The organism is Streptomyces sp. B1I3, assembly GCF_030816615.1.
Taxonomy (GTDB): Bacteria; Actinomycetota; Actinomycetes; order Streptomycetales; family Streptomycetaceae; genus Streptomyces.
Window position 1 is genome coordinate 6,076,859 of sequence record NZ_JAUSYD010000001.1, and the last position, 19,402, is coordinate 6,096,260.

The window sequence follows — 19,402 nt, forward strand, 5'->3', positions numbered from 1 at the left end:
CGGTGGGGGCGGGGGAGGGGACGGTACGGCTCCGGCCGCCGCGGAACGCACCGGCCCGGCGGGCCGTCGGCTGGTGGCGGGCCCGGTGCCTGTTGCTGACGGCGGCCCCGGCGGCCGTTCTGGGCACCCTCGGCGCGTTCGTCGCCACGGCGAGGTTCTGGCTGTGGATGCCCGCGGCCGTGCTGGTGGCCGTCGGGCTGTCGTGCGCCGTCCTCTTCCCTCCCTGGTGGTTCCGCACGCACCGCTGGGAGGTCACCGACGAGGCGGTCTACGTGAGGACCGGGGTCGTCCTGCGGGAATGGCGGATCGCGCCGATGTCCCGCATCCAGACCGTGGACACCGTGCGCGGCCCGCTGGAACAGCTCTTCGGGCTGGCCACGGTCACCGTCACCACCGCCTCCGCCAAGGGAGCCGTGAGGATCGAGGGTCTCGGCCACGAGACGGCCGCGGACCTCGCCGAGCGGCTCACCCGGATCACCCAGGGCACGCCCGGTGACGCCACATGAGCACCGCCGCCGACGAGACCGGTCCCGCGTGGGAGCGGATCCACCGGCGGACGGTCCTGGCCACCGCGCTCGTGACGGCGGGGGTGGCGGTGGGCGCCGCCCTCCCGGTCGTGGCGGGGTTGTCCGGACGGCTGGGATATCCCGCCGCCGCCGGATGGGCGCTGGCCGGGGCCGTGCTCCTCATCGGCTGTGCCGCCGCGGGGGACTACGTACGGTGGCGGCGCACCCGGTACCGCGTCGGCGGTGCACGGGTCGAGCTGCACACCGGGCTCCTTCTGGCCAGACGCCGCTCCCTGGCCCGTGAGCGGATCCGCAGCGTCGACCTGACCGCTCACCCACTGCAGCGGGCCCTCGGACTGGTCACGGTCCGTATCGGCACGGGCGAGCAGACCGGGGGGGAGTCCACGCTGGAACTCGACCCCGTCGGCCGGGCCGAGGGCGAGAGGCTGCGCCGTGAACTCCTCGACCGGATCGCCGAGGCGGCCCCCGGCACGCACCGCGAGGGCGAGCTGGCCAGACTGGACCCCCGCTGGATCCGCTACGCGCCGGTCTTCTTCGTCGTGCCCGTGCTCGGCGGCGCGGCGGCCGGAGGCGTCATGCAGGTCAGCGAATGGGTCGGGGCGCAGGGCGAGGTCGTCGAGTGGGTCGCCGACCGGTTCCGCGACACCTCCCCGCTCCGGACGGTCATCGTCCTGGTGGCGGCGGCGCTGGCCGCCGGGATCGCCGGAGCGCTCGGGCTCTGGGCCGAGATGTGGTGGAACTACCGGCTGGAGCGCGAACCGGGCGGCACCCTGCGGGTGCGGCGCGGACTGTTCACCGCACGCTCGCTCTCCGTCGAGGAACGGCGGCTGCGCGGGGTGGACCTGGTGGAACCCCTCGGCGTACGGCTGGTCGGCGCGGCCCGGGTGGACGCCGTCACCACGGGCCTGGCGAAGGACGAGGAAGCACACAAGGCCGACCACAACACCCTGCTGCCGGCCGCGCCCCGGGCATTCGCCGACGCGGTCGCCGCCGAGGTGCTGCGCGAGCCCGTCGCACCGACCGGCGCGCCGCTGACGACCCACCCGCCGGCCGCCCGTGGCAGGCGGCTGCGCCGGGCCCTCGCGGCGGCCCTCGCCCCTGTGCTGGTCCTGGCGGTGCCGGGCGCGCTGCTGACGCCCGTACTGATGTGGATCGCGCTCGGCTGCGCCCTCGTGTGCCTGCCGCTCGCCGTGGCGCTGGGCCTCGACGCCTACCGGTCCCTGGGGCACACGCTGAGCGGCGGATACCTCGTGACCCGGTCCGGGACTTTCCGACGCTCCACGGCGGCCCTCCGGCGCGACGGCGTGATCGGCTGGACCGTGAGGCAGTCGTACGTCCAGCGCCGGGCCGGGCTGCTGGACGTCACCGCCACGACGGCAGCCGGAGCGGGCGCCTACACGGCGTACGACACGGACGCCTCCGAAGGGCTGGTCTTCGCCGCCGACGCCGTGCCGGGGCTGCTGGAGCCCTTCCTGGAACGCGGCTGAGGCGACGGGGCCCGGAGGAGGGGGACAGGGACCTGGCCCGCCGGGTGCCCGGAGAGGGGAGCGGACCCGCTCCCGCCCGGAATCCGGGGACGGCATCTCGTGGGATCCGGCCGGGATGCCCGCCCCGGACGGCCGGGTGGTGCGGCACCCGGACCGGGCGCACCACGGGAGAGGCCCCGGCCCCGCTCCGGGGAGCGGGACCGGGGCCTCTGCGGTGTCCCGTTACGCCGAAGCGGGCGGATACAGCGCCCGCGGCAGCTCGGAAGCCGCCGCGGCGTCCAGCAGCCACAGGGTGCGGCTGCGGCCGTACGCTCCCGCCGCCGGGGCCTGGATCTCCCCGGCACCGGACAACGCGATCTTCACCGCCTCCGCCTTGTCCTCGCCCGCGGCCAGCAGCCACACCTCACGTGCCGCCCGGATGGCAGGCAGGGTGAGGGTGACCCGCGTGGGCGGCGGCTTGGGCGCACCGTGCACACCGACGACGGTGCGTTCGGTCTCCCGTACCGCCGGCAGCTCCGGGAAGAGCGACGCGACGTGCGTGTCCGGGCCGACGCCCAGCATCAGCACGTCGAACGCCGGTACGGAACCGTGGTCCTCCGGGCCCGCCGCGGCGGCGAGTTCCTCGGCGTACCCCGCGGCGGCGGCGTCCACGTCACCGCCGTACGGTCCGTCCGACGCGGGCATCGCGTGCACCCGGGCGGGGTCCGCACCCACCGCGTCCAGCAGGGCCTCGCGGGCCTGCGTGACGTTGCGCTCCGGATCACCCTCCGGCAGGAACCGCTCGTCGCCCCACCACAGGTCGAGCCGCGACCAGTCGACCGCGTCGCGCGCGGGCGAAGCGGCGAGCGCGGCCAGCAGGCCGTTGCCGTTGCGCCCGCCGGTGAGCACCACCGAGGCGGAGCCGCGTGCGGACTGGGCGTCCACGATCTTCGTGATCAGCCGGGCCGCCGCGGCCTGAGCCATCAGCTCCTTGCCGCGGTGCACGACGAGTTGCGGAGCACTCACTTGGACGCCGCCTTCTTGGCCGCCGCCTTCTTCGCGGCAGGGGCTCCCGCGCCCGCCGGAGACGACGGCTTCTGACCGGATCCGACGGACGAGGCCTCCGTGGGTCCGCCGAGGCGCTCCACCCCGAACTTCACCGTGGACTCGTAGATGTTGTCGGGGTCCAGGCGCCGCAGCTCCTCCGCGAGGAGCTCCGCGGTCTCCCGCCGCTTCAGCGCCACCGCACGGTCGGGCTGGCCCACCATGCAGAGCGTGGCGAGCGAACCGTCGGCCCGGTCCAGGACGATGTCGCCGTTCCTGGTCGCCATCCGGACGGCCGTCAGGCCGGGGCCGCCGGACAGGGTGCGCTCCACCGGGACGCCGAGCCGGTCCGCGAGCCACATGGCCAGCAGTTCGCAGCTCGGGTTGTCGGACTCGCCCTCGACCGTGGCCGAGACGACCTCGGCGGGCTGCTGGTCGAGCGCCGCCGCCAGCATCGACCGCCACGGCGTGATGCGGGTCCATGCCAGGTCCGTGTCACCCGGCTGGTACGTCGCGGCGCGCACCGCCAGCTCGTCGAGCGGGTGCTCGGCGGAGTAGGTGTCGGTGATCCGGCGCTGGGCGAGCGCGCCCAGCGGGTCCTTCGCCGGGTCCGCAGGCGCGTCCTCGGGCCACCACACCACCACCGGGGCGTCCGGCAGCAGCAGCGGCAGGACGACCGACTGGGCGTGGTTGGCCAGCTCGCCGTGCAGACGCAGCACGACGGTCTCGCCCGAGCCCGAGTCGGAACCGACGCGGATCTCCGCGTCGAGCCGCGCGTCGCGCCGGGCACGGGGGGAACGGCTGACCCGCTTGATCACCGCGATGATCCGCGAGGGGTGCTCGCGTGAGGAGTCGCTCGCCGCCTTCATCGCGTCGTAGGCGTTCTCCTCGTCGGTGACGATGACGAGGGTGAGCACCATGCCGATGGCCGGCGTGCCGATGGAGCGGCGCGCCGAGATGAGGGCCTGGTTGATCTTGCTGGACGTGGTTTCCGTGAGATCGATCTTCATGGCCGGCGCCAGCTCCGTCCGTCGCGTGCGAGCATCTCGTCGGCCTCGGCCGGACCCCACGTGCCGGCCGCGTACTGGGCGGGCTTGCCGTGCTTGTCCCAGTACTCCTCGATCGGGTCGAGGATGTTCCAGGAGAGCTCGACCTCCTGGTGGCGCGGGAAGAGGTTGGCGTCACCGAGCAGGACATCGAGGATGAGCCGCTCGTACGCCTCCGGACTGGACTCCGTGAAGGACTCGCCGTACGCGAAGTCCATCGTGACGTCCCGGACCTCCATGGACGTGCCGGGCACCTTGGAGCCGAACCGGACCGTGACCCCCTCGTCCGGCTGCACCCGGATGACCAGGGCGTTGCCGCCCAGCTCCTCCGTCGCACCGGACTCGAAGGGAAGGTAGGGGGCGCGCTTGAAGACGACCGCGATCTCCGTGACCCGGCGGCCGAGCCGCTTCCCGGTACGGAGGTAGAACGGCACACCCGCCCACCGGCGGTTGTTGATCGTCAGCTTGATCGCGGCGAAGGTGTCGGTCTTCGACTTGGCGTCGATGCCCTCTTCCTCGAGGTAACCGGGCACCTCCTGCCCGCCCTGCCACGCGTGCGTGTACTGACCGCGCACCGTGTGCTTGCCGAGATCGTCCGGCAGCTCGACGGCCGTGAGCACCTTCAGCTTCTCCGCCACCAGCGCCTTCGGGTGGAAGGAGCCGGGCTCCTCCATCGCGGTCAGCGCCAGCAGCTGCAGCAGGTGGTTCTGGATGACGTCACGGGCCGCGCCGATGCCGTCGTAGTAGCCGGCCCGGCCGCCGATGCCGATGTCCTCGGCCATCGTGATCTGGACGTGGTCGACGTACGACCTGTTCCAGATCGGCTCCCACATCGTGTTGGCGAAGCGCAGCGCCAGGATGTTCTGGACCGTCTCCTTGCCGAGGTAGTGGTCGATGCGGAAGACCTCGTTCGGCGGGAAGACGTCGTGCACGAGCTGGTTCAGCTCCTGCGCGCTCTCCAGGTCGTGACCGAACGGCTTCTCGATGACGGCCCGCCGCCAGGAACCCTCCTTCTGGTCGGCCAGCCCGTGCTTCTTGAGCTGCTGGACGACCTTGGGGAAGAACTTGGGCGGCACGGACAGGTAGAAGGCGAAGTTGCCGCCGGTGCCCTGTGCCTTGTCGAGTTCCTCGATCGTGGCCCGCAGGGTCTCGAACGCCACGTCGTCGTCGAAGTTGCCCTGGACGAAACGCATACCCTGGGCCAGCTGCTGCCAGACCTCCTCACGGAAGGGCGTGCGCGAGTGCTCTTTGACCGCGTCGTGGACGACCTGCGCGAAGTCCTCGTCCTCCCAGTCGCGGCGCGCGAAGCCGATGAGCGAGAAGCCCGGTGGCAGCAGGCCGCGATTGGCCAGGTCGTAGACGGCAGGCATCAGCTTTTTACGGGACAAATCGCCTGTGACGCCGAAAATCACCAGACCCGACGGCCCCGCGATACGCGGGAGCCGTCGGTCCTGGGCGTCACGGAGCGGGTTGGCTCCGGGAACACCAGACAAGTGGTCAGCCCTCCGAAGGAGCGAGGCGCTTGAGCTCGGCCTCGGTGGAGTTGAGCAGGTCGTTCCAGGCCGCCTCGAACTTGTCGACGCCCTCGTCCTCCAGCAGCTGGACGACTTCGTCGTAGCTGACTCCGAGCTTCTTGATCGCCTCGAGGTCGGCACGCGCCTGGTCGTAGCCACCGGCGACGGTGTTGCCGGTGATGTCTCCGTGGTCGGCCACGGCTTCCAGCGTCGCCTCCGGCATGGTGTTGACCGTGTTGGGGGCGACGAGGTCGTCGACGTACAGGGTGTCCTTGAGGGACGGGTCCTTGACGCCGGTGGAGGCCCACAGCGGACGCTGCTTGTTCGCGTGCGCCTTGTCGAGGGCGGCCCAGCGGTCACCCGCGAAGACCTCCTCGTACGCCTCGTAGGCCAGACGCGCGTTGGCGAGGGCGGACTTGCCCTTGGCCGCCTTGGCCTCGTCGCTGCCGACGGCGTCCAGCCGCTTGTCGATCTCGGTGTCCACACGGGACACGAAGAACGAGGCCACCGAGTGGATCTTGGCGAGGTCCAGGCCCGCGGCCTTCGCCTTCTCCAGGCCCGCCAGGTAGGCGTCCATGACCTCGCGGTAGCGCTCCAGCGAGAAGATCAGGGTGACGTTGACGCTGATGCCGCGCCCGATCGTCTCGGTGATCGCCGGCAGGCCGGCCTTCGTCGCGGGGATCTTGATCAGCGTGTTCGGCCGGTCCACCAGCCACGCCAGCTGCTTGGCCTCGGCGACCGTGGCCAGGGTGTTGTGGGCAAGACGCGGGTCGACCTCGATGGAGACCCGGCCGTCCTGGCCGTCCGTCGCGTCGAAGACCGGGCGCAGGATGTCGGCGGCGTCGCGGACGTCCGCCGTGGTGATCATGCGGAGCGCCTCCTCGACGGTGACCTTGCGGGCGGCGAGGTCGGTGAGCTGCTGCTCGTAACCGTCACCCGAGGAGATCGCCTTCTGGAAGATCGAGGGGTTCGTCGTGACGCCCACGACGTGGCTCTGGTCGATCAGCTCGGCCAGGTTGCCGGATGTGATCCGCTTGCGCGACAGGTCGTCGAGCCAGATCGCCACGCCCTCGTCGGAGAGGCGCTTGAGTGCGTCTGTCATGAGAGTTGCATCTCCTACTAGTCGTATAACCGCGTCAGCGCGCAGTGGAGGCGAGAGATTCCCGTGCGGCCTGCGCCACGTGCCCGGCGGTGAACCCGAACTCGCGGAAGAGGACCTTGGCGTCGGCGGAGGCACCGAAGTGCTCCAGCGAGACGATCCGGCCCGCGTCGCCCACGTACCGGTACCAGGTCAGGCCGATGCCCGCCTCGACGGCGACCCTGGCCTTCACGGACGGCGGCAGCACGCTGTCCTTGTAACCCTGGTCCTGCTCCTCGAACCACTCGACGCACGGCATCGACACCACACGGGTGGGGACTCCGGCGGCCTGGAGCTCCTCGCGAGCCTCGACGGCCAGCTGTACCTCGGAGCCCGTACCGATCAGCACGACCTGCGGCTCGCCGCCGTCGGCCTCGAAGAGCACGTACCCGCCCTTGGCGGCGTCCTCGTTCGCGGCGTAGGTCGGCACGCCCTGGCGGGTGAGCGCCAGACCGTGCGGGGCGCCCTTGCCGAACTCCTTGGTCCAGCGGCGCAGGATCTCGCGCCAGGCGATCGCCGTCTCGTTGGCGTCGGCCGGGCGGACCACGTTCAGGCCCGGGATGGCACGCAGCGACGCCAGGTGCTCCACCGGCTGGTGGGTCGGGCCGTCCTCGCCGAGGCCGATCGAGTCGTGCGTCCACACGTACGTCACCGGCAGGTGCATCAGCGCGGACAGGCGCACGGCGTTGCGCATGTAGTCGGAGAACACCAGGAAGGTGCCGCCGTAGATGCGGGTGTTGCCGTGCAGCGCGATGCCGTTCATGGCCGCGGCCATGGAGTGCTCGCGGATGCCGAAGTGGATCGTCCGGCCGTACGGGTCCGCCTCGGGCAGCGGGTTGCCGGCCGGGAGGAACGACGACGTCTTGTCGATCGTGGTGTTGTTCGAGCCCGCCAGGTCGGCGGAGCCGCCCCACAGCTCGGGAATGACACCACCGAGCGCCTGCAGGACCTTGCCGGAGGCCGCACGCGTGGCCACCGCGTGGCCGGCCTCGAAGACCGGAAGCTTGTCCTCCCAGCCCTCGGGCAGGTCGCCCGCGGCGATCCGGTCGAATGCGGCGGCGCGCTCCGGGTTGGCGGTGCGCCACGCGGCGAAGGACTTGTTCCACTCCGCCTTGGCCTCGCGGCCGCGGTCCAGTGCCTCACGGGTGTGGGCGATGACCTCGTCGGAGACCTCGAAGGTCTTCTCCGGGTCGAAGCCGAGTACGCGCTTGGTCGCCGCGATCTCGTCGTCACCGAGAGCCGAGCCGTGCGCGGCCTCGGTGTTCTGGGCGTTCGGGGCGGGCCAGGCGATGATGGAGCGGGCCGCGATGAAGGACGGGCGCTCCGTCTCGGCCTTGGCCGCCTGCAGCGCCTCGTACAGGCCCGCGGGGTCGAGGTCGCCGCTGGGCAGCTGCTCGACGCGCTGGACGTGCCAGCCGTAGGACTCGTACCGCTTCAGGGTGTCCTCGGAGACCGCGGTCTCCGTGTCGCCCTCGATCGAGATGTGGTTGTCGTCCCACAGGAGCACCAGGTTGCCGAGCTTCTGGTGACCGGCCAGCGAGGACGCCTCGGCCGAGATGCCCTCCTGGAGGCAGCCGTCACCGGCGACGACCCAGACGGTGTGGTCGAAGGGGGAGGTGCCGGGGGCCGCGTCCGGGTCGAACAGACCGCGCTCGTAGCGGGAGGCCATCGCCATGCCCACGGCGTTGGCGACACCCTGGCCCAGCGGGCCGGTCGTCGTCTCGACACCGGTGGTGTGGCCGTACTCCGGGTGGCCGGGGGTCTTGGAGTTCCAGGTACGGAAAGCCTTGAGGTCGTCGAGCTCCAGGCCGTATCCGGCCAGGTAGAGCTGGATGTACAACGTCAGGCTGGAGTGGCCCGCGGAGAGCACGAACCGGTCGCGGCCGGTCCAGTCCGCGTCCGCCGGGTCATGGCGCATCACCTTCTGGAAAAGGGTGTACGCGGCCGGAGCCAGGCTCATCGCCGTACCCGGGTGGCCGTTTCCGACCTTCTGTACGGCGTCCGCGGCGAGGACGCGGACGGTGTCCACGGCCCGCTGGTCCAATTCGGTCCACTGGAGGTCTGTGGTGGTCGGCTTGGTGCTCACCCTGAGTCAGGGCTCCTCTCCACTGTCGTAAACCGGTGGCTGGTTACCGCACCGGGCATTGCCGAGCCTACCCCCGACACCAGGCGGTACTTCTGCCCTTTCCACAGTGCGGGCGACCTGCGGAGTTCGCCTCCCGTATGAGCGCTCCCGTTCACTTCTGCGCCACCGTCAACACGACCCCACCCCCGCGAAGAACGGCGTGTGCGCAACGTCTACAGTGGTCTGGTTCGCGCAAGTCTTTACCGGGCCTTCATGCCCGGAGCTTGCTGGGATTTCTCTGTCAGGGGTGTGCGTGACGGCCGTCGAGTCCCGACCCGCGGGGGTCGCCTTGACTCCGGGCCCGGTGGGTCATCGCCCGTTCGGGGCCCGCGTCAAGGCATTCGTGGCGCTTACCAAGCCGCGCATCATCGAGCTGCTGCTGATCACCACCGTTCCGGTGATGTTCCTCGCGGCCCGGGGAGTGCCCGACCTGTGGCTCGTGGTCATCACCACCATCGGCGGATATCTCTCCGCGGGCGGCGCCAATGCGCTCAACATGTATATCGACCGTGACATCGACGCGCTGATGGACCGCACGTCGCAGCGGCCGCTCGTCACCGGCATGGTGTCTCCGCGTGAGTGCCTGGTCTTCGGAATCGCCCTCGGTGTCATTTCCACGGTCTGGTTCGGGCTGCTCGTCAACTGGCTCTCGGCCGCTCTCGCGCTCGGCGCACTTCTGTTCTACGTGGTCGTCTACACGATGCTGCTGAAGCGCCGTACCTCGCAGAACATCGTCTGGGGCGGAATCGCCGGCTGCATGCCCGTACTCATCGGCTGGTCCTCCGTGACCAATTCGATGTCCTGGGCCCCGGTCATTCTTTTCGCCGTGATGTTCTTCTGGACGCCGCCGCACTACTGGCCGCTTTCGATGAAGGTCAAGGACGACTACGCCCGGGTCGGCGTGCCGATGCTTCCCGTGGTCGCCTCCAACCGGGTGGTCGCCCGCCAGATCGTCCTCTACAGCTGGGTGATGGTCCTCGTCTCGCTGCTGCTGACGCCGCTGGGCTACACGGGCTGGTTCTACACGGCCGTAGCCCTGCTGGCCGGCGGCTTCTGGCTCTGGGAGGCGCACGGCCTGCAGAGCCGGGCGAAGGCGGGGGTGACCGGGGGCAAGCTCAAGGAGATGCGGCTGTTCCACTGGTCCATCACCTACGTGTCCTTCCTCTTCGTCGCCGTCGCGGTGGACCCCTTCCTGAGGTAGTCCCGCACGTACCGGAGCTCCGCCGACGGGCGGGGGACGTGGCCGATGCCACGCCCCCCGCCCGTCGCCACATGATCTACCCGTCGGTAGCATCCTGTTCATGGCAGAGACGGCAGGAACGGCAGAGTCCGGGACCCAGCAGGACGACGGCAGGCAGGCGGCCCGCGCGGAGCGCAAGGCAGCCAAGCTCGCCAGGGAGATCGGCGCCTTCAGCAAGGCGCACGGCGGTGCCGAGGGGCAGCTCGCCCACCTCGGCCAGGTGGGCACCCGCATCGTCCTCGTCGGAGAGGACGGCGGCTGGGGCGATCTGGTCGCCCCCTCCTACGCCGTGGCGGAGAGTGCCGCGCGGAAGGCCGGCATCACGCTGCACGAGACGTTCGACGGCGAGTTCGCGGCGAAGGTCCGCACAGGCCCCTACGAGTGGTCCCGCATGGCCGGTATCCAGGTGGGCGGCCCCTCCAACGGCTGAGACGCCGCACCGGAGGCGGGGCGACGCCTCCCTGGAGACGGCGAAGGGCCTCTGTCGCGACCCGCCCGGGCGGGTCGCGACAGAGGCCCTTCGCGTTGCGGGCCGTACGGGTCTCAGCCCGCGGGCGCGTGCTCCGGCTGCGGCATGGCCACCGGTGCGGGAGCGGCCGCCCCCGCCGACGGGCGTTCCCGCAGCGAGAGCAGCACCCGCAGGACGGCGATCCAGACCAGGCACGAGCCCAGCATGTGCAGGCCCACCAGAAGCTCCGGGGTGTCCAGGAAGTACTGGACGTAACCGACGACACCCTGCGCCAGCAGCACGAGGAAGAGCTCACCGGCCCGGCGCCGGGGCCCGGCCGGGGCGTCCACGGCCTTCAGCACGAACCAGAGCGCGATCGTCAGCGCCACGACGACCCAGGCCAGGTCGGCGTGCAACTGGCTGATCAGCTTCCAGTCGAGCGGGATGCGGTGCACGTCGCTGGAGTCGCCGGCGTGCCGTCCGGACCCCGTCACGACGGTGCCGACCGCGACGAGCAGTCCGGCTGCGCCCACCAGGATCCAGGTGAGCTGCGCGACCGCCGCGCCGACCAGCGGCTTGGGTGCGGCGTCGCCCTCGCCCAGCCGGTTCCACATCAGCACCGCGAGCGTGAGCAGCGCGGTCGAGAGCAGGAAGTGCGCCGCGACGGTGTACGGGTTGAGCCCCACCAGGACGACGACCCCGCCGAGCACCGCGTTGCCCATGACGACCCAGAACTGCGCCCAGCCGAGGCGGGTGAGGCTGCGCCGCCGGGGTTCGCCCGACCGCACGGCGATGATCGCCCAGCCGACCGCCGCGCACAGCACGTACGTCAGCATCCGGTTGCCGAACTCGATGACGCCGTGCAGGCCCATCTCGCCGGTCGTCGTCAGGCTGTCGTCGGTGCACTTGGGCCAGGTGGGGCAGCCGAGGCCGGAGCCGGTCAGACGCACGGCGCCACCGGTCACGACGATGACCACGGCCATGACGATCGTGGACATCACGGCGCGGCGCACGGTCCGTGGCGTCGGCGTCCACCGCTCGGCGATGTACTGGAGCGGGTTGCGGGCGGCTTGAGCGACGTCGGCTCGGGTCAGCTTGGGCACGCGCACCATCGTAAGCGGCGGCTTGTGCACGCTTTCACGAGGGGGACGGGTGGCGACGACGTGTTACTGCGTGCCGTCGCCGCGTCACTCCCAGCGGAAGAACCTCGCCGCCGCGCCCAGCCCGAGCACGGCCCACACCGCCAGGATCCCCAGGTCGCCCCACGGCATCCCGGCGCCGTGCTGCAGGACGTCCCTGAGCCCGTCCGAGAGGGCCGAGATCGGCAGCAGCTCCAGGACGGACCGGGCCGCCTCCGGGAACCTGTCCAGGGGCACGATCACCCCGCCGCCCACCAGGAGCAGCAGGAAGACCAGGTTGGCAGCGGCCAGGGTCGCCTCGGCCTTCAGCGTCCCCGCCATCAGCAGCCCGAGACCGGAGAAGGCCACGGTGCCCAGCAGCAGGAGCAGCAGCACGGCGAACGGGCTGCCCTCGGGCGACCAGCCGAGCGCGAAGGCGATCCCCGTCAGCAGGACGATCTGCAGCACCTCGGTGACCAGTACCGAAACGGTCTTCGCCGCCATCAGCCCCCACCGCGGCAGTGGGGAGGCCCCCAGCCGCTTGAGGACGCCGTAGCGCCGCTCGAAGCCGGTCGCGATGGCCTGGCCGGTGAAGGCCGTGGACATCACCGCGAGCGCGAGGACGCCGGGCGCGAGGAAGTCGACCGGCTCGCCCGCCCCCGTGTCGACGATGTCGACCGCGCTGAACAGGACCAGCAGGAGCGTGGGGATGACCACCGTCAGCAGCAGCTGCTCGCCGTTGCGCAGCAGCATCCGTGTCTCCAGCGCGGCCTGCGCGGCGATCATGCGGGGCAGCGGGGCGGCGCCGGGGCGGGGGGTGTACGTACCGGCGCTCATGCGCGCAGCTCCTTGCCGGTCAGTTCGAGGAAGACGTCCTCGAGCGTGTGCCGCTCCACCGCGATGCCGTCCGGCATCACGCCGTGCTGGGCGCACCAGGAGGTCACGGTGGCCAGCAGTTCCGGATCGATGCGCCCGGTGATGCGGTACGTGCCGGTCGTGAGCTCGGCCGCCTCGCTGCCGTCGGGCAGGGCTTTCAGCAGCGAGGCCAGGTCCAGCCCGGGGCGGCCGGTGAAGCGCAGGGTGTTCTCGGCGCCCCCGCGGCGCAGCTGCTCGGGGCTGCCCCGGGCGATGACGCGGCCCGCGTCGATGACGGCGACGTCGTCGGCGAGCTCCTCGGCCTCGTCCATGAAGTGGGTGGTCAGGACGACGGACACGCCGTCCGAGCGCAGCTCCCGTACCAGGTCCCACGTGGAGCGGCGGGCCTGCGGGTCGAGGCCCGCGGTCGGCTCGTCCAGGAAGACCAGCTCGGGGCGGCCCACGACGGCCGTGGCGAGGGCCAGGCGCTGCTGCTGGCCGCCGGAGAGCCGGCGGTAGGTGGTGCGTCCGCAGCTGCCGAGGCCGAGGCGTTCGATCAGCGCGTCGACGTCCAGGGGATGGGCGTGCAGCCTCGCCATGTGGCGCAGCATCTCGTCGGCGCGGGCGCCGGAGTAGACGCCGCCGGACTGCAGCATGACGCCGATGCGGGGGCGCAGCTCGGCGGCGTCGGCGACGGGGTCGAGGCCGAGGACCCGCACCGTCCCCGCGTCCGGCCGGCGATATCCCTCGCAGGTCTCGATGGTGGTGGTCTTGCCGGCGCCGTTGGGTCCCAGGACCGCGGTGACCGCGCCCGCCGCGACCTCCAGGTCGAGGCCGTCCACTGCGGTCTTGCGGCCGTACCGCTTGACCAGGCCGGTCACCTGTACGACCTGCCGGCCGGGCTCGCTGCTCATGGCGGGCAAGTCTAGGCGGGGCGGCCCGGGGTGCCGCGCGGAGGGCTCACCCGGCGGCGGCCGCGGGTGGCCCCACCTGCGAAGGGTGTGCCGTGGTCATCCGTTTGCGCAGGTCAACTTAGGTCTGCCTAAGTGATGAAGCGCACCACGCCCGGCCTAGGGGCGGGTTGTCAGGCTCGAAGGAATTACGCAACAATGGCGTTGTGAAATACGTTGGCGAGGCTCCCCAGGAGGAACTCGCGACCGGTGAGCGCTCCACGCGCAACAAGGTCGCGCGCTCCATCCTGGACCACGGCCCGTCCACGGCCGCCGACCTCGCCCAGCGTGTCGGTCTGACCCAGGCCGCCGTACGCCGTCATCTCGACGCCCTCGTCTCCGACGGCGTCGTCGAGGCCCGTGAGCAGCGGGTGTACGGCGCGCGGACCCGCGGCCGGCCGGCCAAGGTGTTCGCTCTGACCGACTGCGGCCGGGACGCGTTCGACCAGTCCTACGACAAGCTCGCCGCCGACGCACTGCGCTGGATCGCCGAGACGGCGGGGGACGAGGCGGTCGTCGCCTTCGCCCGCGCCCGGATGGCCGCCCAGGTGGAGACCTACCGTGCGGCGGTCGAGGCCGCGGACCCCGAGTCGCGCACCGAGGCGCTCGCCAAGGCCCTGTCGGCCGACGGGTACGCTGCGACGGCGCGCAGCGCGCCGGGCCCGCAGCAGGGTGAGCAGCTGTGCCAGCACCACTGCCCGGTCGCCCACGTCGCCGAGCAGTTCCCGCAGCTGTGCGAGGCGGAGACGGAATTCTTCTCCAGCCTGCTCGGGACCCACGTACAGCGTCTTGCCACCCTCGCCCACGGCGACGGTGTGTGCACGACGTTCGTTCCGCGCAGCAGCCCCACGGCACCACAGGCTTCACAGACCACCCATTCAGTATCTGCAAGTACGGCCGGGAGGAACCCCGCATGACGCTCCCCACGGAGACTGCCCACCCTGAGCTCGAGGGTCTGGGCACCTACGAATTCGGCTGGGCCGACTCCGACGCGGCAGGAGCGGCGGCGAAGCGCGGCCTGTCCGAAGCTGTCGTCCGCGACATCTCGGAGAAGAAGAACGAGCCGGAGTGGATGCTCAAGCTCCGGCTCAAGGGCCTGAAGCTGTTCGGCAAGAAGCCCATGCCGAACTGGGGCTCCGACCTGTCGGGCATCGACTTCGACAACATCAAGTACTTCGTCCGGTCCACGGAGAAGCAGGCCGAGTCCTGGGAGGACCTGCCCGAGGACATCAAGAACACGTACGACAAGCTCGGCATCCCGGAGGCGGAGAAGCAGCGCCTGGTCGCCGGTGTCGCCGCGCAGTACGAGTCCGAGGTGGTCTACCACCAGATCAACGAGGAGCTCGAGGCGCAGGGTGTCATCTTCATGGACACCGACACGGCGCTGAAGGAGCACCCGGAGCTCTTCAGGGAGTACTTCGGCACCATCATCCCCGTCGGTGACAACAAGTTCGCCTCGCTGAACTCCGCCGTGTGGTCCGGCGGCTCCTTCATCTACGTGCCGAAGGGCGTGCACGTCGAGATCCCGCTCCAGGCCTACTTCCGTATCAACACGGAGAACATGGGCCAGTTCGAGCGGACGCTGATCATCGTCGACGAGGACGCCTACGTCCACTACGTCGAGGGCTGCACCGCGCCGATCTACTCCTCGGACTCCCTGCACTCCGCGGTCGTCGAGATCATCGTGAAGAAGGGCGGCCGCTGCCGCTACACGACCATCCAGAACTGGTCGAACAACGTCTACAACCTCGTCACCAAGCGCGCCGTGGCGTACGAGGGCGCGACCATGGAGTGGGTCGACGGCAACATCGGCTCCAAGGTCACCATGAAGTACCCGGCCGTCTACCTGATGGGCGAGCACGCCAAGGGCGAGACCCTCTCCATCGCCTTCGCGGGCGAGGGCCAGCACCAGGACGCCGGCGCCAAGATGGTCCACATGGCGCCGAACACCTCCTCCAACATCGTCTCCAAGTCGGTGGCGCGAGGCGGTGGCCGCACCTCCTACCGGGGTCTGATCGAGATCGGCGAGGGCGCACCGGGCGCGAAGTCCAACGTGCTCTGCGACGCGCTCCTGGTCGACACCATCTCCCGCTCGGACACGTACCCGTACGTCGACGTCCGCGAGGACGACGTGTCGATGGGCCACGAGGCGACCGTCTCCAAGGTCTCCGAGGACCAGCTCTTCTACCTCATGAGCCGCGGACTCACCGAGTTCGAGGCCATGGCGATGATCGTGCGCGGCTTCGTCGAGCCGATCGCCAAGGAGCTGCCCATGGAGTACGCCCTGGAGCTCAACCGGCTGATCGAGCTGCAGATGGAGGGTTCGGTCGGCTAGCAGGCCCGCCGACCGCGCCCCGACACGTTCTTGACTGAGAAAGCGAGCACTACGACAGCCATGGCTGAGGCTCAGAACATCCCGGCCGGTTCGACGACCGCCGGTTCCATCGCGGTGGCCGCCGAGTCGACCGTCGCCACGCGCATGAGCGCCCCCCCGTCCTTCGACGTCGCGGACTTCCCGGTCCCGCACGGCCGCGAGGAGGAGTGGCGGTTCACGCCGCTGGAGCGACTGCGCGGTCTGCACGACGGCACCGCCGTGGCCACCGGTGACGGTGTCAAGGTCGTCGTCGAGGCGCCCGCGGGTGTCACGGTCGAGACCGTGGGCCGCGACGACGCGCGCCTCGGCAGGGCCGGCGCCCCGGTGGACCGGGTCGCCGCCCAGGCGTACTCCTCCTTCCAGCAGGCCTCGGTCGTCACGGTCGCCAAGGAGGCCGTGCTCACCGAGCCGGTCCGGATCGCCGTGCACGGCCAGGGCGGCGTCGCCTACGGCCACCAGGTCATCGAGCTGGGCGCCTTCGCCGAGGCCGTCGTGGTCATCGACCACACCGGCGACGCGGTGCTCGCCGCGAACGTCGACTACATCCTGGGTGACGGTGCGAAGCTGACCGTCGTCTCCGTCCAGGACTGGGACGAGGACGCCGTCCACGTCGGTCAGCACAACGCGCTGGTCGGCCGGGACGCCTCCTTCAAGTCCATCGTCGTCACCTTCGGCGGTGACGTGGTCCGTCTCCACCCGCGGATCGCCTACGCGGGTCCCGGCGGTGAGGCCGAGCTCTTCGGCCTGTACTTCACCGACACGGGCCAGCACCAGGAGCACCGCCTCCTGGTCGACCACAACACCCCGCACTGCAAGTCCAACGTGGCCTACAAGGGCGCGCTGCAGGGCGAAGGCGCGCACGCCGTCTGGATCGGCGACGTCCTCATCCGGGCCGCGGCCGAGGGCACCGACACCTACGAGATGAACCGCAACCTGGTTCTGACCGACGGCGCCCGGGTCGACTCCGTGCCCAACCTGGAGATCGAGACCGGCGAGATCGTCGGAGCCGGCCACGCCTCGGCGACCGGCCGCTTCGACGACGAGCAGCTGTTCTACCTGCAGTCCCGCGGCATCCCGGCCGAGGAGGCCCGCCGGCTCGTCGTGCGCGGCTTCTTCGCCGAGCTGGTCCAGCAGATCGGTCTGCCCGATGTCGAAGCCCGGCTCCTCGACAAGATCGAGACCGAGCTGAAGGCATCCGTCTGATGGCCTTCGTCCGAGTCTGTGCGCTGAGCGAGCTGGAGGACGGCACCCCGAAACGGGTGGAGCTCGACGGCACGCCGGTCTCCGTCGTCCGCACCGAGGGCGAGGTGTTCGCGATCAACGACATCTGCTCGCACGCGAACGTCTCGCTGTCGGAGGGCGAGGTGGAGGACTGCTCGATCGAGTGCTGGCTGCACGGCTCGAGCTTCGACCTCCGCACCGGCAAGCCGTCCGGCCTGCCCGCGACGCGCCCCGTCCCCGTATACCCCGTAAAGATCGAAGGGGACGATGTGCTCGTCTCCGTCACCCAGGAGTCCTGAGTCACCCATGGCAACGCTTGAAATCCACGACCTGCACGTCTCCGTCGAGGCCGACCACGCCACGAAGGAGATCCTCAAGGGCGTCGACCTGACCGTGAAGCAGGGCGAGACCCACGCCATCATGGGCCCGAACGGGTCCGGCAAGTCCACCCTCGCCTATTCGCTGGCGGGTCACCCCAAGTACACGATCACGAGTGGCACGGTGACTCTGGACGGCGAGGACGTCCTGGAGATGTCCGTCGACGAGCGGGCCCGCGCCGGCCTGTTCCTCGCCATGCAGTACCCGGTCGAGATCCCCGGTGTCTCGGTCTCCAACTTCCTGCGCACGTCCGCCACCGCCGTCCGCGGCGAGGCCCCCAAGCTGCGGACGTGGGTGAAGGAGGTCAAGGAGACGATGTCCGGGCTCCAGATGGACCCGTCCTTCGCCGAGCGCAACGTCAACGAGGGTTTCTCCGGCGGTGAGAAGAAGCGCCACGAGATCCTCCAGCTGGAGCTCCTCAAGCCGAAGATCGCGATCCTCGACGAGACCGATTCCGGCCTGGACGTCGACGCCCTGCGCGTCGTCTCCGAGGGCGTCAACCGGGTCCGTGAGGGCGGCGAGGTCGGCACCCTGCTGATCACGCACTACACGCGGATCCTCCGCTACATCAAGCCCGACTTCGTGCACGTCTTCGCCAACGGCCGCATCGCCGAGTCCGGTGGCGCCGAGCTCGCCGACAAGCTGGAGAACGAGGGCTACGAGGCTTACGTGAAGGGTGGCGCTTCCGCGTGACTGACGCCCGACAGGGGCTCTCCGGCCTCCTCGACACCGAGGCGATCCGCAAGGACTTCCCGATCCTGGACCGCACGGTCCACGACGGCAAGAAGATCGTTTACCTGGACAGCGCGGCGACCTCGCAGAAGCCGCGCCAGGTCCTCGACGCGCTCAACGAGTACTACGAGCGGCACAACGCCAACGTCCACCGCGGTGTGTACACGATCGCGGAGGAGGCCACCGCGCTGTACGAAGGCGCGCGCGACAAGGTCGCCGCCTTCATCAACGCACCCAGCCGCAACGAGGTGATCTTCACCAAGAACGCCTCGGAGTCGCTCAACCTCGTGGCGAACATGCTCGGCTGGGCCGACGAGCCCTACCGGGTCGACAGTGACACCGAGATCGTCACCACCGAGATGGAGCACCACTCCAACATCGTGCCGTGGCAGCTGCTCTCGCAGCGCACGGGCGCGAAGCTGAAGTGGTTCGGCATCACGGACGACGGCCGCCTCGACCTGTCGAACATCGACGAGATCATCACGGAGAAGACGAAGATCGTCTCCTTCACGCTGGTCTCCAACATCATGGGCACGCACAACCCGGTCGAGAAGATCATCCGGCGCGCCCAGCAGGTCGGCGCGCTGGTCTGCATCGACGCCTCGCAGGCCGCCCCGCACATGGTGCTCGACGTGCAGGCGCTGCAGGCCGACTTCGTGGCCTTCACCGGTCACAAGATGGTCGGCCCGACGGGCATCGGCGTGCTCTGGGGACGGCAGGAGCTCCTCGAGGACCTGCCGCCGTTCCTCGGTGGCGGCGAGATGATCGAGACGGTGTCGATGCACTCCTCGACCTACGCCCCCGCGCCGCACAAGTTCGAGGCGGGTACGCCCCCGATCGCGCAGGCAGTCGGCCTCGGCGCGGCCGTGGACTACCTCTCGGCCATCGGCATGGAGAACATCTACCGCCACGAGCAGGCGATCACCGAGTACGCGGTGAGGCGGCTGCTGGAGGTCCCCGACCTCCGGATCATCGGCCCGGCGACGGCCGAGGACCGTGGAGCGACGATCTCCTTCACGCTCGGTGACATCCACCCGCACGACGTAGGCCAGGTCCTGGACGAACAGGGCATCGCCGTCCGGGTCGGGCACCACTGCGCACGGCCGGTCTGCCTGCGGTACGGAATTCCTGCGACGACGCGAGCGTCGTTCTATCTGTACTCCACGCCGGGCGAGGTCGACGCCTTGGTGGACGGCCTGGAGCACGTACGGAACTTTTTCGGTTGA

Annotated in this window: 18 protein-coding genes; 10 read left to right on the forward strand and 8 right to left on the reverse strand. The window is 70.4% G+C overall.

Going from position 1 to position 19,402, the window contains the following annotated elements; translation table 11 throughout:
• Positions 1–2 precede the first annotated feature (2 nt).
• Positions 3–506, forward strand: a complete 504-nt coding sequence (locus QFZ58_RS27560; protein WP_307127595.1) for a PH domain-containing protein — start codon at positions 3–5, stop codon at positions 504–506.
• Positions 503–2,014, forward strand: a complete 1,512-nt coding sequence (locus QFZ58_RS27565) for a PH domain-containing protein (protein ID WP_307127596.1) — start codon at positions 503–505, stop codon at positions 2,012–2,014. Before QFZ58_RS27560 ends, QFZ58_RS27565 begins: the two co-directional genes overlap by 4 nt.
• 222 nt (positions 2,015–2,236) lie before the next feature.
• On the opposite strand, the gene pgl is transcribed toward QFZ58_RS27565, so the two are convergent.
• From pgl to tkt, 5 genes are read right to left on the reverse strand one after another with little or no spacing between them, the layout of a single operon-like run.
• Entirely contained in the window at positions 2,237–3,019 is a 783-nt protein-coding gene (gene pgl / locus QFZ58_RS27570) for a 6-phosphogluconolactonase (RefSeq protein ID WP_307127597.1), read from the reverse strand.
• Complete coding sequence (gene opcA, locus QFZ58_RS27575) at positions 3,016–4,047, reverse strand: glucose-6-phosphate dehydrogenase assembly protein OpcA (RefSeq protein ID WP_307127598.1); 1,032 nt, start codon at positions 4,045–4,047, stop codon at positions 3,016–3,018. The genes pgl and opcA overlap by 4 nt, the downstream gene beginning before the upstream one ends.
• On the reverse strand, positions 4,044–5,576 hold the full coding sequence (zwf, locus tag QFZ58_RS27580) for a glucose-6-phosphate dehydrogenase (RefSeq protein ID WP_307127599.1): 1,533 nt from the start codon (positions 5,574–5,576) through the stop codon (positions 4,044–4,046). Before zwf ends, opcA begins: the two co-directional genes overlap by 4 nt.
• 4 nt (positions 5,577–5,580) lie before the next feature.
• Positions 5,581–6,699 carry a transaldolase gene (gene tal / locus QFZ58_RS27585; protein ID WP_307127600.1) on the reverse strand — a complete coding sequence of 373 codons (1,119 nt, stop codon included), beginning with the start codon at positions 6,697–6,699 and terminating at the stop codon, positions 5,581–5,583.
• 34 nt (positions 6,700–6,733) lie between these two features.
• Positions 6,734–8,821, reverse strand: a complete 2,088-nt coding sequence (gene tkt, locus QFZ58_RS27590; protein ID WP_307127601.1) for a transketolase — start codon at positions 8,819–8,821, stop codon at positions 6,734–6,736.
• A gap of 286 nt (positions 8,822–9,107) precedes the next feature.
• Here tkt and QFZ58_RS27595 point away from each other — a divergent pair, with 286 nt between their 5' ends.
• Both QFZ58_RS27595 and QFZ58_RS27600 read left to right on the forward strand, forming a co-directional pair.
• On the forward strand, positions 9,108–10,061 hold the full coding sequence (locus tag QFZ58_RS27595) for a heme o synthase (RefSeq protein ID WP_307127602.1): 954 nt from the start codon (positions 9,108–9,110) through the stop codon (positions 10,059–10,061).
• 100 nt (positions 10,062–10,161) lie between these two features.
• Complete coding sequence (locus QFZ58_RS27600; RefSeq protein WP_307127603.1) at positions 10,162–10,530, forward strand: hypothetical protein; 369 nt, start codon at positions 10,162–10,164, stop codon at positions 10,528–10,530.
• A gap of 113 nt (positions 10,531–10,643) precedes the next feature.
• On the opposite strand, the gene QFZ58_RS27605 is transcribed toward QFZ58_RS27600, so the two are convergent.
• The 3 genes from QFZ58_RS27605 to QFZ58_RS27615 all read right to left on the reverse strand — a co-directional run bounded on the left by QFZ58_RS27605 (position 10,644) and on the right by QFZ58_RS27615 (position 13,435).
• Positions 10,644–11,660 carry a heme A synthase gene (locus QFZ58_RS27605; protein ID WP_307127604.1) on the reverse strand — a complete coding sequence of 339 codons (1,017 nt, stop codon included), beginning with the start codon at positions 11,658–11,660 and terminating at the stop codon, positions 10,644–10,646.
• A 75-nt stretch (positions 11,661–11,735) separates the two neighbouring features.
• Entirely contained in the window at positions 11,736–12,503 is a 768-nt protein-coding gene (locus tag QFZ58_RS27610) for an ABC transporter permease (RefSeq protein WP_307127605.1), read from the reverse strand.
• On the reverse strand, positions 12,500–13,435 hold the full coding sequence (locus tag QFZ58_RS27615; protein WP_307127606.1) for an ABC transporter ATP-binding protein: 936 nt from the start codon (positions 13,433–13,435) through the stop codon (positions 12,500–12,502). Before QFZ58_RS27615 ends, QFZ58_RS27610 begins: the two co-directional genes overlap by 4 nt.
• Before the next feature lie 203 nt (positions 13,436–13,638).
• Here QFZ58_RS27615 and QFZ58_RS27620 point away from each other — a divergent pair, with 203 nt between their 5' ends.
• Genes QFZ58_RS27620 through QFZ58_RS27645 form a run of 6 tightly spaced genes read left to right on the forward strand, consistent with a single transcriptional unit; the run spans position 13,639 to position 19,402 of the window.
• A complete protein-coding gene (locus QFZ58_RS27620) occupies positions 13,639–14,388 on the forward strand; it encodes a metalloregulator ArsR/SmtB family transcription factor (protein WP_307127607.1) in 750 nt (249 codons plus the stop codon).
• Entirely contained in the window at positions 14,385–15,806 is a 1,422-nt protein-coding gene (sufB, locus tag QFZ58_RS27625) for a Fe-S cluster assembly protein SufB (RefSeq protein WP_307127608.1), read from the forward strand. The genes QFZ58_RS27620 and sufB overlap by 4 nt, the downstream gene beginning before the upstream one ends.
• A gap of 60 nt (positions 15,807–15,866) precedes the next feature.
• On the forward strand, positions 15,867–17,048 hold the full coding sequence (gene sufD, locus QFZ58_RS27630; protein WP_307127609.1) for a Fe-S cluster assembly protein SufD: 1,182 nt from the start codon (positions 15,867–15,869) through the stop codon (positions 17,046–17,048).
• Positions 17,048–17,365: a bifunctional 3-phenylpropionate/cinnamic acid dioxygenase ferredoxin subunit gene (locus tag QFZ58_RS27635; RefSeq protein ID WP_307127610.1), complete on the forward strand. Its 318-nt coding sequence runs from the start codon at positions 17,048–17,050 to the stop codon at positions 17,363–17,365. Before sufD ends, QFZ58_RS27635 begins: the two co-directional genes overlap by 1 nt.
• 7 nt (positions 17,366–17,372) lie before the next feature.
• Positions 17,373–18,137, forward strand: coding sequence for a Fe-S cluster assembly ATPase SufC (sufC, locus tag QFZ58_RS27640; RefSeq protein ID WP_307127611.1), 765 nt, complete (start codon positions 17,373–17,375; stop codon positions 18,135–18,137).
• Entirely contained in the window at positions 18,134–19,402 is a 1,269-nt protein-coding gene (locus QFZ58_RS27645) for a cysteine desulfurase (protein ID WP_307127612.1), read from the forward strand. Before sufC ends, QFZ58_RS27645 begins: the two co-directional genes overlap by 4 nt.

Coding starts and splice junctions, on each gene's coding strand:
- QFZ58_RS27615 (WP_307127606.1), bottom strand. CDS start 13,435: ATGAGCAGCGAGCCCGGCCGGCAGGTCGTACAGGTGACCGGCCTGGTC.
- QFZ58_RS27565 (WP_307127596.1), top strand. CDS start 503: ATGAGCACCGCCGCCGACGAGACCGGTCCCGCGTGGGAGCGGATCCAC.
- opcA (WP_307127598.1), bottom strand. CDS start 4,047: ATGAAGATCGATCTCACGGAAACCACGTCCAGCAAGATCAACCAGGCC.
- QFZ58_RS27600 (WP_307127603.1), top strand. CDS start 10,162: ATGGCAGAGACGGCAGGAACGGCAGAGTCCGGGACCCAGCAGGACGAC.
- sufD (WP_307127609.1), top strand. CDS start 15,867: ATGGCTGAGGCTCAGAACATCCCGGCCGGTTCGACGACCGCCGGTTCC.
- QFZ58_RS27605 (WP_307127604.1), bottom strand. CDS start 11,660: ATGGTGCGCGTGCCCAAGCTGACCCGAGCCGACGTCGCTCAAGCCGCC.
- QFZ58_RS27635 (WP_307127610.1), top strand. CDS start 17,048: ATGGCCTTCGTCCGAGTCTGTGCGCTGAGCGAGCTGGAGGACGGCACC.
- sufC (WP_307127611.1), top strand. CDS start 17,373: ATGGCAACGCTTGAAATCCACGACCTGCACGTCTCCGTCGAGGCCGAC.
- sufB (WP_307127608.1), top strand. CDS start 14,385: ATGACGCTCCCCACGGAGACTGCCCACCCTGAGCTCGAGGGTCTGGGC.
- tal (WP_307127600.1), bottom strand. CDS start 6,699: ATGACAGACGCACTCAAGCGCCTCTCCGACGAGGGCGTGGCGATCTGG.
- QFZ58_RS27610 (WP_307127605.1), bottom strand. CDS start 12,503: ATGAGCGCCGGTACGTACACCCCCCGCCCCGGCGCCGCCCCGCTGCCC.